Consider the following 14,660-nt stretch of genomic DNA (forward strand, 5'->3'; position numbering starts at 1 on the left):
TTGTCGTCCTTGTCGTCCTTGTCGTCCTTGTCGTCCTTGTCGTCCTTGTCGTCCTTGTCGTCCTTGTCGTCCTTGTCGTCCTTGTCGTCCTTGTCGTCCTTGTCGTCCTTGTCGTCCTCATCAGTCTTGGTCGAGTCATCAACCACTACCGGCGGATCGTTCTCGGGATCAACCGTCACGGTCACCGTGGCCGTATCCGGCTCACCATTGCCATCAGTAATGGTGTAGGTGAACGTGTCGGTACCGTTGAAGTTCGCGTTCGGCGTGTACTTGACCGTCCCGTCTGAATTGATCGAAACGGAGCCGTTGCTGCCCTGGCTCACGCTGTCGACCGTGATGGTCTCACCATCCACGTCGCTGTCGTTGTCCATCACATCGATGTCGATCGACACGTCCTCATCGGTCTCGGCCGAATCATCAATCGCTACCGGCGACACATTGCCCGAATTCACTGTGACATTGACCGTCGCAGTCGACTGCTCGCCATCAGTATCTTCGATGGTGTAGGTGAGGCTGTCCGAACCATCGAAACCGGGATCAGGGGTATAGAACACCTCACCTGCGATAAGTGCTGCCGTGCCGTTGGCCGCCGGACCCACTGCGACAACCGTGGCACCATCAGCACCCTGGGTATCGTTGGACAGCACGTCGATCTTCGTTGCCGCGCTGTCTTCGTCTAGGTCGAAGGTATCGTCTTCGGCGATCGGCGCGTCGTCACCGATGTTCACCGAGATGGTGTCGGGTGCGGAGGTCGCCCCGCTGGCATCGGTGGTGGTGAAGGTGAAGCTGTCTGTGGGTGTTTCAGTATCGTCGTCGACATTGGTGGTCAGGTTGTAGATGTAGTTGCCCACACCCGTGCCTGGGTCGTAGTCGGTCACCGTGAGGGTGCCAAATGTACCGGCTACCGTACTGGTGCCGGACTGGAGCTCGGTCACGTTGAAGGTCTTGGACTCGCCACCTGCGATGGACACCGAGACAATGTCGTCGAGGCCATCCGGGTCATTGACCTGGAAGCTGCCCAGTACCTGCGTGGTAGTGGGACCCACACCCGAACCGTCGTCGAGACCCGCTTCATAGACGAAGTTGGTGTCGATCTGGTTGATCAGGTAGTCGTCGCCGCCCTCGCCGTCGGTCAACAGCGCGGTGAAGACAATCGTGGTGAACGCCTCGCCACCGGGAGGCGCGAGCGTCACCGACGGATCCACACCATCACTGCCACCCGAGGTCTCACCAGTACCGAGCGAGTTGCCATCGGCGTCGAAGAACTCATAGGAAGCGCCCTCGGTGGGGTTCATCCACGAGAACGACACCTGGGCACCGAAGACCGGTGTGCCGAAGGTCACGTCGAGGCTCTCCGACTCGCCGCCGCTCTCGCCAATTTCAGAGCTCGCACCGGAGGAGCCACCTTCGACGCCGAAGCCCACCGGCTTGGCGTTGATGGAGACATTGGCGGGGTCGCCGTTGAGGTCGAAGGCCTGAACCGTAAAACCGTCATTGTCGAGCACGTTGTCGACAGTAATGGTGACGGGACCAAACTCCGCATCAATTGTCGGCGGGTCGTTGCTCACCGTTAAGGTGACCGTCGCGGTGTTTGAGACGTTACCAGCCGCATCCTTGATTGTGTAGGTAAAGGTATCGGCACCCGCAAACCCGTCGTCGGGGGTATAGGTCACCGTGCCATCATTGTTGACCACTACCTCACCATTGTCGGGACCAGAATTAGCGGTGATCATGATGCTTGTGGAATCGAGGTCGCCGTCGGCATCGCCATCATTATCTACAAGATCAATGATCTTCTCGACACCCTTGTCGGTGGTACCCGAGTCATCGAAAGCCACCGGCGAGTTGTCATCGTCGAGGATGGTGCTCTCCACACTACCCGCCGTGTCACTCGCTTCAATCGCTTCAAAATTACTGTCCGTGATCTTATCGATACTGATCGTGAAGGACTCGCTACCTTCCGCCAGCGCATCATCAACCGTATCCAGCGTGAACTTTGTGCTGTTCGAACCTGCCGAAATCGTCACATTCGCCACGCCGGTAAAGTCCGAACCATCCGCGGCCACACCTGAGTACGTCAGCTCCACCGTAATATCCGATGTCACATCCGCTGCTGGCTGATCAACACTCACGGTGTAAGCCGTGGAGGTCTCACCTTCAACTATATCTTGCGCACCCACAATGGAGACAATCGCGGTGTCGCCATTTGGGGAAGCCTCGTCCTCGATCGTGCCCGTCGCCGTATTCGACTCAGACGCAACCGCCAGATTCCCGACGCTCGCAGTGGAACTAGTAATCTCATCAATGGCGACCTTGTAACTCTCAGCGCCTTCATTTAGCACATCATCCGCAACCAGCGCGTTAACAAACGTGAAGCTGCTCTTAGCACCATCTCCGGTAAGCGTCACACTCGTTTGCTTAGTGGTGAAGTCCGCCGACTCTGTCGTATCAGTGCTGTACGCCAAGCTGACCGTGATCGTCTCTCCGCTAGCCAGCACAACTGCAGCGCCCTGATCATCAACTAGACTGATCACATGCTCAAGTTTTTCCCCGTCCGCCTCAACAACCGAATCGTCCGTACCCAGCTGAAGGTAAACCGTATCCGCCCCCGGTGGCTTCGCGACTGGATCAGGTATCGATTTACCAATAATCGTTACCGTTACTGTAGCGACACTATCGCCATCTTCAAGGGAAGCGCCCTCGCCAGATTCATCACCTTCAGATCCGTCATTGGCATCTTTGATTCGGTATACAAACGTATCGTTTGCTAACTCGCCTATGTTCAAAGAGTCCCATGCTTCGTTGGGGTCATACTTAAATGAACCATCGCTGTTCATTTCGATGGTCGCACCACTCAATAGCGTCACGGCCCCATTTGTTATGGCGACAAACGCTTCAGCACCCGCATCGTAGACTTCGACGACGCTAATATCGTCGCTATCTGAGTCAGTGTCGTTGGCCAGTACAGTGTTATCGGTGCTGTCTGTAGCCGCTGGTATATCTAAAATACCGTCTTCAAATACGGTGTACGCACCATTAGCGCTAGCAGGCCCTGAACCCGAAATACCGGTCAAGAAATAGTCTGAGCTATCATCGCTGCCATCGCCACCGCTCGAGTAGGTGGTGGCTTCGAAGCGCAACTCGTTAAATACCTCGCCACCGGGCGTGCTTAAATCAAACTCACTGGCACCACCGGAGGCAGAAACATCCCAGCGGTGCACCTCAATACCATCTAAAAGCGCGATGACCAGACCGCGCTCACCACCGTTCTCATTGCTGATCATACGATCAGTATTGACCTTTACCTCTGTTAAGTAACCAGAGAACTCAACCACTAGTGCTTCAGACTGGCTTGTTGATGCGTCGTATTCAATTTGCTCCGGGACGTTATCGTCACCTCTCGCGGCGTCTTTGACGCCCAATTTGTTTCCATTCGTGTAAGCAACTCCCGACGAGCCATCTTTGGCAAAGTAAGAAATCGTCACCGTTTGGCCGTTACTATCTGTCGCACTCCAGCCCTTGTCAGAGTCGTACTCTCCTACGTCCAACGTATACGGCGATGATGAAGGATCATTTAGAGCGACTGGAGGCGTATTAGCATCCGTGATCGTGCCAATCGCACTATCGCCCGCAACGCCATTCGTGGCACGCGTATCCGCGCTCGTCGCCGTCAGCGTCACAATCTCCGCCGGCTCCGTCACCGCATCATCGGCTACCTCAACACGCACCTGGACAGCACTGCCATCCGCCGGCAGGGTGATACCACTGGCGTAAGCCGTCCAACTCGTACCACCGTCCGTCGAGAACTCCAGATTGCTGTAATCAGCATCGAACGTCGCTTCATTATCTGCGTCACTACCCAGCTTCAACGCAGCGTCAATGTCATCGCCAACCGGCGCATCCAGCTTCACGCTGTAGCTCAGGTAAACACCGTCCGCTTCCTCGACAGTTCCGCCACCCGTGACCACAATCCCAGCCGTCGCATCTTCATCAACGTCCGGGTTATCACCGCCACGGTCATCCGTAATCGTGCCAATGCCCTGCGCATCAGAAATAGTGGCATTCACGGCATTGCTGAGGTCGACAGTGAAGTTCTCGCTAATCTCGGCCAACGCATCGTCAGTGACAGCCAGAGTAATTGTCTGGGTAGTCACACCCGCTGCAAAATTGAGTGTTCCAGCTAGCGGGTCGCTCACACCGTAATCTTCAGGCTCAAGCGCTGTGCCCTCAGTCACTGCATAATTGACGCTTGAGGCAAGCTCGGTGACACCGGTCTTGGTGACGGTAAATGTAATGCTGCCAGCGTTCTCATCGACACTGACATCATCAATGGCGAATGCCGGACGGTCATCATCGACCACGTTATCGTCGTCATCCCCATCATCAGCAGTGCCATCGTCGATAATGGCGCCCGCACCGGTATCCGTTGTGGTGTACGCAGCATCAGCGACCGACGCAGACAAGGTGAAGGTCTCACTATCCTCAAAGACGCCATCATCCACCGTGGGCACGGCTACACGTAAATTCGTTACGCCTGCGGGTACAGTAAAGGAGCCGTCGTCGTTTGCAGCGATCGTATTTGCGCCGTCGTTGTAGGTCACCACAAGACCGGCTGCGTCGAAATCAGACCCCTCCGCCGTATCACCAAACTCCGCAGAGGCGGTGAAGGTCACATCAACCGGTGCTTCGGATGCGTTGCTGAAAGTCACAGCGAATACAGCGCTGCTGCCCTCTTCTGCCGTCGCATCGCCAATCGTGACGACTGGGCGGTCGTCATCGATGGGGCCGTCGGGGTCATTCGGATCAGTATCGGTTCCATCATCGTAAATGGTGACCACGGCCGTTTGCCCGGCACCATCAATCACCGCGCCATTAGTCGGGTCTGCCAAGGTAACCGAGAACGTTTCAGGGCCCTCGAAGATCTCATCGGAAGTCGTCTGGATGGTAAGAGTCTGGGTTTGTACACCCGCGCCAAACTCAATCACTTGCGGACCAAAGGCAGTAAAGTCGTTGGCCTCGGCGCTATCACTGCCCTCCAACAACGAGGCAACCGTTACTGCCTGCACCTGACTGGTATCACCAGAACGGGTAATGGTCAGCGTAACCTGCTCACCCTCGGCTACCACCGCGCCTTCGATACTAAATGCCGGTGCCGAGCCGTCGTTATCAAAAATACGGATCGTACCCTGGGGGTCTGCAATGACTGCGTTACCGCTGACACCTGTCAGATTCACCAGCGCGAATTCGGTGTCCTCGACGATGGAATCATCGATGATTTGAACCTGGATGGTGACCGACGTATCGCCATCAGGAATGACCGCTGTACCACTGGCAGCGATGTAATCTTGCCCGGCAATCGCCCCAAGGTCAGCTGTCTCCCAGTCGACCGAGACATCACCCTCTGCAGCCTTGCTCAATGAAAGCGTGAGTTCTGCAAATCCGTCTTCCTCGTTGACCAGCACAAAGTCAATATCGACCTGCGGCAGATCGCTGCTCGGGTCGTTATCGATAATGCCGGGCTGAAGATTCTCGGTGTAAAAATTCTCGCCCTCAATGGTCAGATCAATGACTTCGATACCCTGCCCATCTGGCCCGTTGGTATTTGGCTGCTCGTCAAGCACATCGTCAAAGGTCTGGATTCGAATCTGTACCGAATCAGCACCAGCAGGCAGCGTAAAACCAAAGGAAGGCAAAATGGGGTCGTAGCCATCGAGCTCATAAGTGCCCACCTGCGACATCGCCACCCAGGTTCCGCCGCCATCGGTTGAATACTCGATGGGCACAATAAAATCGTCGGCATATTCGGCATAGTTGTCTCCGAATACCTCAGGAGAGAAACGAACCGTTAGCGCCTGATCCTCGTCAAATACCAGCGAGCTGTTTAGCGTGAACTGAATGAGCTCGCCTTCCACAACGTCGGTGATATCGGCTGAAAGGTGCGATTTAAACGTATCAAGCGTATCGAGCTGTACAGTCTTGCTCGCCGTCCAGTCCCAGATGGTGTAGCTAAAGGTCAGGGATTCGAGGAGACCGTCTGCGATTTCCTCATTTGAAATCAACGCCGGATCCAACTCAATGGCACCGGTTCGTGTAGCGTCGTCATACACCACGGTACCCACAACACGGGTAGAGCCATCCGCCAGGGTGATCTGTGCTGGCGTGCCGTCGGGAATCTCGATCTCCATGTTCTCGAGAATGACCTGCTGCGGTGCGGCGGTAGCCAAGAGACCTGCCGCATCAAAATCGATTTGGTTTTTGTCGGCGTCATTTACATCGATCAGCGCCGGATCGGAGCTGTATTCAATGAAGCCATTACCCGTCTGAATGATATCTTCAAGTCGCGTATCGAATTCACCAGGCGCACGATCACCGGCCAACGCCGTGACTGTCTCAGTCACGTGATCAATAGCATCTGTCTCGAAGATATTCTGTAGGCCATCTTGCGTGATGGGATCGGCTTCTGACTGCCGGGTGAATTCAATATTCTGCGTCGCCAGCGCGTCAGAGATCTGCCCCTTACCAGCGACCTGCAAATCCAGGGCTTCACCGGAAGTCGGATCAACATACTCTTCAAAGGCCGCGCGGGTCTCTGCAGAAATATTAATACCCGTGCTGAAAGCAGCCGCTGAATTGCTTACCGCATTGGTTTGCAGACCATCGCTTAAGTCACCGTCAGTGAGGTCACTATCCAGTGCTTGAAGGAAAATCGCCGTGTTTTCAAGCTGATCAGCGTTGGTATTGGAGAGCGCTAGACCGGCGATATCGTGTATGAACAGGATATCTCCCGTGAGTTGCTCCGAACTAAACTCTCCGACAACTACAGCACCCACCTTAAAGACGATAAATTCGCCATTATCCCAAGAAAAGCTACCGGGAGAGCCTTGATCGCCCGTCAAACCCTGCGCGACAGCGGCGTTGCCGGACAGATAATCTTCCTCACTCGCGTAGCTGCTGTACTCAACACCACCGACCCAGTTGTCAGTGAATTGAGCAATTTCCCTGGCGTTGTTGATGGTCAAACCAACGGCTGCTACGTTGGACACCAGTCCATCATCATCAGTAACGGTATAGGTAAAGCTGTCCAAACCGTCGTAGTCGTCGTCGGGCGTGTAGGTCACCGTGCCGTCAGGGTTGACCGTCACACTGCCATTGCTCGGACCGCTAACAATGCTCACGCTGCCCGGCACGAGGGTGCCGTCGCTGTCACTGTCGTTGCTGAGAACCGTGATTGTTGCCGAGGTGTCTTCGGTGAGTGACGTACTGTCATCACCGGCAAAAGGTGCAAGATTCTCCGCAGGCGGTGGAGGCGTGATGGGCTCATCCGCAACCGTCACTGTTACCGTCGCCGTATCGGTGTTGCCGCTGCCATCGCTCACGGTGTAGGTGAAAGTGTCACTGCCGCTGAACCCGGCGTTGGGGGTATAGCTGAAGCTGCCGTCTGCGTTAACGCTTACTGTGCCGTTTGCGGGGTCAGTGTTGTCAGTGACCGTCAGTGGATCGTTCTCGGGATCGCTGTCGTTGGGCAAGATATTGCCGGCGACCGTCGCTTCAAAATCCGTGGCAAAAGTGTCATCAACTGCCGTAGGCGCCTCGTTCTCCACAGGAGGGGGTGGCGGGGGCGTACCGGTGTCTTCGTTAATCACCAGGGTGACAGTAGCTTCGGAGGTGCTGCCGGCCTCGTCAGTAACCACATAAGTGAAACTGTCTTCGCCGCTAAACCCGTCGTCGGGAATGTAGTCAAAAGTACCGTCGGGATTGACGGTAACAGTGCCGTTGGCGGGCAGGGTGTTCTGGGTCACCGTCAGCTTGGTGTTCTCCGGGTCACTGTCATTGAGCAATACATTGCCACTCAGCAGCTGACCGAAGTCGCCGACAAATTCATCATCGATGGCGACGGGAGGCTGGTCCGGGGTTGGTTCGGGCTCAGGCTCGGGCTCAGGTTCCGGCTCAATCACTACCGGAGGTACTTCGGTGGGCGGAACCGGCGTCTGATCGTCAGCCACAACATCATCCTGGCTGGTGGCCAGCAGCTGCAGGTCGTTATCCGCCTCTGCCGCCTCGGCAATGAGTGACCCCGGATCGGACGCCGCTCGATAGACAGCAAACTCCGGCTGGTCAAAACCAATTCGTCCAAGACGAATGAAGGAACTCCCCTCGTCACCCGTGACGCCACCGGCGGCCGGCGCTTCAAGGTTTTCCAGAATATCGCCGTCACCCTCAAGGGCAGCCACTACCGCCGCTATCGTCGGGTCTTCTACTGCCGCCTCTGACGCGCTGTTGGCGGTCCTGGCCAGCAATTCAGCATTGAGCAACATCTCGGTATCGCCCGAGAGTTGTATCGATGGCATATCCGGAATCAGCAGCTCAACGTCGGCACCGGCGGAAGGGACTAAGACCTCTCCCTGAAAAACGGTGTCGCCGGACGCCAGTGCGCGTAAGGATCCATCCTCTGCACGGGCAAAAACCTTGCCTTCGCGAATATTTACGGTACCGATTGCTTGAGCCATAACTTTTATTACCAATTAACTGAATTTCAGACCTCTACGATAGGGCCCGGGGGCATAAGGCGGTATGTACTAAAGGGCAGAAATGACGGTCAAACGGAAAAAACAGTGATCTGCGTCACAAACTCGGTCAAAGTCGATAAGAGGACGCCCATGCAGGGCTGAATGGGTAGCTCTAGTGAATGGGTAACCGGTTTACATAGAGCGCGAGTTGCACGCGATCCCGAAGGCCGAGTTTTTCGAAAATCACCGTGAGATTGGCCTTCACCGTGCGCTCGCTGACGTCCAGCGCCTCAGCGATTTCGCGGTTGTTAAAACCCCGCCCCACCATCAGAGCCACCTCCTCTTCCCGGGGCGTGAAATCAGCAAAATACGCCTGTGACGACCGGACTTTGCCGGTATCGAGCCGTTGACCGACGGAGATAAGACGCTGCACCAGGCTGGGGGGCATCCACAAACCGCCGCTCCTAACGACCTCAGCTACTTCCTCAAGCTGTTGCGGCGCTGCCTCCACATGGCAGTAACCACGCACGCCCTGGCCTAAAAGAGCAAAGGCCTGTGCCTCATTGGGGTGGGCACTGAGGGTCACAACCAGTTGGCCCTGGTCCACGAGCGCCAGAAGGGTTGTTTGCGGGTCTTCGACCGCATCAAGGTCAACAAAGACAAGGTGAGGACCACCGGTAACATTTGCTGCATTCGGCAGCTGCCGCAAATTGGGAAAAGCACTTGCCCAGCGCGCACGCGGGCCCTCCCCGGAGCTCAGGAAAAACGTTTCCATTACCGCTCCGACAACGCTCGCTGACGGGCTCGCAGCACCGGTTTCATCAGGTAGGCAAGCACGGTCTTTTTGCCGGTAATCACATCCACTTCTACGGTCATCCCCGGAATAATCGGGCTCTCGGGCCCAAAGTCCGCCTGCTCGGTACGCACGGACACCTCATAAAACGCATTGCCATCCTCATCAAGCACCGTATCGGCGGCGATTTGCTCTACCCGCCCTTCCAGCCCGCCGTACACCACAAAGTCATAGGCCGTCACCTTCACGTTGGCGCGCTGCCCGGGGGCTAAAAACGCAATGTCCTGGGGCCGCACGCGCACCTCCAAAAGCAGCGTGTCATCCGCCGGCACCAGCTCCACAATATCCCGACCGGGCAACACCACCCCGCCCACGGTATTGTAATAAAGCTGATTGACCGTGCCACTCACGGGCGCTGTAACGTTGGTCTGCCGCACACGGTCAGATAATCCCTCGGCAGCCTCGCTCAGTGCATTGATCCGTGTCATGGTCTCGGTGAGTTGCTCCCGCGCCTCATTGGCAAACTCCAGTTCCACCGAATTCACCCGCCCCTGCGCTTCGGCGATGGCGGAGCCTACACGATTGATCTGCGCGCGGGTTTGAGCCAGTTCGCCGCTGGCCCGGTTGACCTCACGCTCAAGGCGAAGAATCTCCACCTCCGACACGGCACCCGAGGCCACCATGGGCCGGGTCACATCCAGCTCCTGCTGGGCCAGGCGCTGTTCGGTGCTGAGCTGGCTCTCCCGGGCTTTGAGTTCGGCCAGTTCTTCGCTGCGCTGCTGGAGCTGTTGCTGGGCGATATCTTTCTCTACTTCACGGCTTTGCAGGGAGGACTGATAGAGCTGATCCTCCTGCTCGACGACGTCCGGGAGCTCGGCGAGCATCAGCTCGGTGGGTTCAAAAGGCTCGCCCTCTACCATGGCCTGCAAGCGTGAGGCTTTGATGCTCAATCCGCGAAGCTCCACCCGGTTCTCACCGAGGGTCGCCTGGGAGCGCGTCTGATCCAGGCGCAGGAGCAAATCACCGGCCTGTACCGCATCGCCCTCGCTGATCAGAATCTCACGAATCACCCCTCCGTCCTGGGAGCCGATCACCTGCACCTGCTGCGAAGGAATCACCTTGCCCTGCCCCCGGGTTACGGTGTCGATCTCGGCAAAGGATGACCAGACAATGAGCAGCAGCACCACCGCAGCGATGCCGTAAAGCAGGCCCCGGGCGCGCAGGGGCTCGTCTTCGATGGCGGCACGATCGGCGAGCTCGCTCCAGCCGAGCTGCTTGGACGGCTGGGGGCTGGCCGCCGCTTTGATGGCGGGCTGCTCCGCTGTTGCGTCGACTGCCTTGGAGGGCGTGTTGTGGGTGGGGTCAGCGGTAAGAGCGGCATCAGCGTTATCGCGGGCGTTATGCATGTCAGTCATTGCGCTTTACCAATACGACCCTGCTGCAGGGCAGCGACCACGCTCTCTTTGGGACCGTCGGCGACGATGCGTCCCGAGTCCACCACAATAATGCGATCCACCAGCTCCAGTAAGGCATTGCGATGGGTCACCACCACCATGGTGCGGCCCTCGATAAAGGTTTTGAGGTTGTCGAGCACCACTTTCTCCGTAGAGTTGTCCATGGAGCCCGTGGGTTCATCAAGCAGCAGAATATTGGGCTCGTGCACCAGCGCCCGGGCCAGACCAATGCAGCGTCGCTGCCCGCCACTTACCGAATCACCCCGCTCGCTGATCGCCATATCAAACCCACTGGGATGTCGGTTAACGAACTCCGCCATCCCGGCACGCTCTACCGCCTTCAGGAGCGCTGCGTCGGTAAGTCCGCGATGGGCCAGACTGAGATTATCCCGCAGGCTGCCATGAAACAGCGTGACGTCCTGGGGTACGTACCCGATAGCCTGGCGGTACTCGCGGGGGTCCAGCTGCCTAAGGTCGATGCCATCGATGAGCACCTCGCCCTCGGTGGGCTTATAAAGACCCATGGCCAATTTTTGTAAGGTGGTTTTACCGGAGCCTACCCGTCCGAGTATCGCCACGTGCTCGCCGGGTTTTACTTTAAAGGACACGCCGCGCAGAGACACGGTCTCGGCGGCAGGGTAACTAAACTCAACCTCTTTAAATTCGATACCACCGGCAAAGGACTCACGGGACAAATATGCACCATCCTTGCGATGATCCACGGGCGAATCGAACATCGCATCCAGCGAAGTCAGCGCAATACGAGCGTTGTGATACTGGGTGATGAGTCCCGCAAGTTGTCCAAAGGGCGCCACAGATCGTCCGGCAAGCATGGTGCAGGCAATGAGCCCTCCCATGGTGAGCTCTCCGGCAGATATCAAATACACACCAGTGATAATCACGCTCACAGTAATCAGTTGCTGGCACCAGGCGGTCGCCTGGGTCACCGAAGAGGAGGATAGCTTTGCGCGCACACCGATGCCCGCCAAAAACCGCGTGCTGTCCTCCCACTTGCGCTGCATCACCGATTCAGCGCCCATGGCTTTGAGCGTCTCCAACCCTGTGAGGGACTCGATGAGCGTGGCGTTGCGCATTGCCCCCGCCTGATAGGAGCTCTCGGTGAGGCGCTGCAAGCGCGGACGCATGAGCAGCGCAAATCCCACAAGCAAGGTGATGCCGATCAACACGGGAATAAGCACCGGCCAGGCAATCCAGCCGATCACCACAAAAAACAAAATCGCGAAGGGAAGGTCAATCACGCTGTTAATGGTGGCCGAGGCAATAAAGTCCCGCAGGGTTTCGAAGGAGCGCAGGTTTACGGCGAAGGAGCCGACCGACGCGGGGCGATGCTCCATGCGCATGCCCAGGGCCTGCTCCATGATTTTGGCAGAGAGGTCGATATCCACCCGCCGACTGGCAAGATCGACGAAGTAATTGCGCAGGGTGCGAAGGGTCACATCACCGATGAGCACCACAAACATACCGGCCGCGAGCACCCACAGCGTCTCGAAGGCGGCATTGGGTACCACCCGGTCATAGACGTTCATGGTGAACAGCGGCAGAGCCAGGGCAAAGACGTTGATAAAGAAGGCGGCAAACAGCACGTCGCGATAGACCGGGCTCTGGGCGCGGATGGCGCTCCAGAACCAATGACCCTCATTACTTTGCATAGCGGTATCGGCCACGCGGCTATCGACCTTGAATCGGGGGCGCGCAAGAAGTACGTGGCCGGTGGCTTTGGAAGACAGCGCCTCCAAGGTCTCGGTGACTTCGGTATCAATAGCGTGGGGGTAAACAATGCGCGCGGCGCCGCCTGCATCGACACCCATGTAAATGCAGGCGCTATCCTCTAGCAGCACGATCGCGGGAGCGACGGCATCGGGGATTTTGTCGAGAGCGATATGCGTAAGTCGGGCATTAAGTCCCGCGCGATCGGCCGAGCGCAGGAGCAAATCAGGCGTTAGGCCCTCGTGACCCACGGGCAACGCCGCGGTGAGAGACTCCGCCGTGGCCGGTAGCTGGTGGAAGCGTGCGACAAACAGCAGGCAGTCCACCAGGGAGTCGTGTTGGGGGTTGATCATTGGGGTAGTGGTCTCTCACAAACAGCATCTAAGGCTGTGATAATAGCAGTTGATTGACCAACCGACTCGTTCACGGGAGCACACGTCAGCTTTGATGCGACATTCGTCGCAAAAACGTGAGCGGAAGTTACCATCACAAAGACCGCTGCTCGCATAAAAACGTGTGCCATATAGGCCCTTACGCATCGCCGCGATGCGGATAGGCTACGTGAATCAAGAGTTGCTAGATACCCAAGCAAATTCAAAGTGACTATTGCGGCGGCTAAACTTTGGAAGTAAGGCCCACTAAACCCATCAGTTAAAGCGATGCATCAGCCTAATGGCTCAGAGCTGGAGGGCTTTACGGTCACAAGGGCGTGTCCCGCGCGGTGCTGCCTCTAGGAGCCCCATCACAGGCGCCAGAGCGATAAATTGGCACTGGCTGCTGCATCTCTATCCAAAACACCCTTCACATCCACCACAAAGCCCCCGTCACTCATTCGCCGGGTAAACGTATCCAGCGACCGCTCTCGGTACTCCAGGTGAGGCACTGCCAGTATAGTAACTTGAGCTTTTGGTAATGAGTCCCAGTCTGTCAGCGTGATGTCGTATTCGGCCAGCGCATCTGCTGCAGACGCTAGGGGATCATGCACAGCAACATTGCAGCCAAACGAACGCAGTTCCTGCACAATGTCCAGCACGCGGGAATTTCGCAAATCCGGGCAGTTTTCTTTAAACGTTAGCCCCAAAATGTTGATCACAGCTCCGGTGATAGGCAGCCCGCGACTCGCAAGCTGCTTAACGGTCTGCTCCGCAATGAATTTACCCATACCATCATTGATTCGGCGCCCCGCCAGAACGACCTGCGGATGGTAGCCCGCGCTCTCTGCTTTGTAGGTCAAATAGTACGGATCCACGCCAATACAGTGCCCGCCCACCAATCCCGGTTTAAAGGGCAGAAAATTCCACTTTGTACCGGCCGCCTCAAGCACATCCAATGTGTCGATGCCCAACCGGTCAAAGATCATGGCCAGCTCATTCATCAGGGCAATATTAAGATCGCGCTGCGTGTTTTCTATGACCTTCGCCGCCTCAGCAACTTTGATGCTGGCTGCGCGATGGATGCCTGCAGTTACTACCGACCCATAAAGACCAGCGAGAATATCGAGGGTATCCGGCGTATCTCCAGCAACAACCTTAACAATGCTCTCCAGCCGGTGGGTTTTATCTCCCGGGTTAATGCGCTCGGGCGAGTAGCCAACGTAAAAGCCCGGACCTGCCGAAGCCCCTCTTCGCCCAGCCCAGGGCAATCCAGAGCTCTCCTCGAGGATCGGTACGCATACCTCCTCAGTACAACCGGGGTATACAGTGGACTCAAAAACGACAATAGCACCCGGCTTCATGTGCTGACCGACGGTGAGAGACGCGCCTTCCAGTGGCGATAAATCCGGTCGTTTTGCATCATCTATAGGTGTCGGCACCACCACCACAATAATGTCAGCATCCGTCAACGCCGAGGGATCACTGGTCAGTTCGAGATGATTGGCAGCGGATAGCTGATCACCTGTCACCTCTCCACTCGGATCATGACCCTGACGATAGGCGTTCAGCTTGGATTCATTCAGATCAAATCCGATGGTTCGCTGCTGCGCTCCAAAGGCGACCGCCAATGGCAGCCCAACGTAGCCAAGGCCCAAAATGGCTACTGCGTACCGGTTCTCCAATTTCTGCTCCCTGCGTTTACAGCTACAGGGGGAGAGTATAGGATCGAACGTCATCGAAGGGCAGGAAGATTCTTGTGAATGGCAACATCGGCTTACTGACCCACTCCATTGCAGCGCCAATG

At 56.7% G+C, this 14,660-nt stretch carries 5 protein-coding genes; all 5 read right to left on the minus strand.

The annotated features are described in order from the left end of the window. Window positions 1–8,507 (minus strand): retention module-containing protein (locus ACTG3T_RS06145; protein WP_439101383.1); only part of this gene is annotated, 8,507 nt, incomplete at its 3' end. A 172-nt stretch (window positions 8,508–8,679) separates the two neighbouring features. Continuing rightward, on the minus strand, window positions 8,680–9,282 hold the full coding sequence (locus ACTG3T_RS06150) for a helix-turn-helix transcriptional regulator (protein WP_439101384.1): 603 nt from the start codon (window positions 9,280–9,282) through the stop codon (window positions 8,680–8,682). Further along, a complete protein-coding gene (locus tag ACTG3T_RS06155; protein ID WP_439101385.1) occupies window positions 9,282–10,715 on the minus strand; it encodes an HlyD family type I secretion periplasmic adaptor subunit in 1,434 nt (477 codons plus the stop codon). Before ACTG3T_RS06155 ends, ACTG3T_RS06150 begins: the two co-directional genes overlap by 1 nt. Then, window positions 10,712–12,835 (minus strand): type I secretion system permease/ATPase, encoded by a 2,124-nt coding sequence (locus ACTG3T_RS06160; RefSeq protein WP_439101386.1) that lies wholly within the window; start codon window positions 12,833–12,835, stop codon window positions 10,712–10,714. Before ACTG3T_RS06160 ends, ACTG3T_RS06155 begins: the two co-directional genes overlap by 4 nt. Before the next feature lie 389 nt (window positions 12,836–13,224). Next, entirely contained in the window at window positions 13,225–14,538 is a 1,314-nt protein-coding gene (locus ACTG3T_RS06165; protein ID WP_439101387.1) for a nucleotide sugar dehydrogenase, read from the minus strand. Window positions 14,539–14,660 lie beyond the last annotated feature (122 nt).

This window comes from Congregibacter sp. (assembly GCF_965660375.1).
Lineage (GTDB): Bacteria > Pseudomonadota > Gammaproteobacteria > Pseudomonadales > Halieaceae > Congregibacter.

Excerpts from the sequence above, each read along its gene's own strand:
- ACTG3T_RS06155 (WP_439101385.1), bottom strand. The coding sequence starts at position 10,715 with ATGACTGACATGCATAACGCCCGCGATAACGCTGATGCCGCTCTTACC.
- ACTG3T_RS06160 (WP_439101386.1), bottom strand. The coding sequence starts at position 12,835 with ATGATCAACCCCCAACACGACTCCCTGGTGGACTGCCTGCTGTTTGTC.
- ACTG3T_RS06150 (WP_439101384.1), bottom strand. The coding sequence starts at position 9,282 with ATGGAAACGTTTTTCCTGAGCTCCGGGGAGGGCCCGCGTGCGCGCTGG.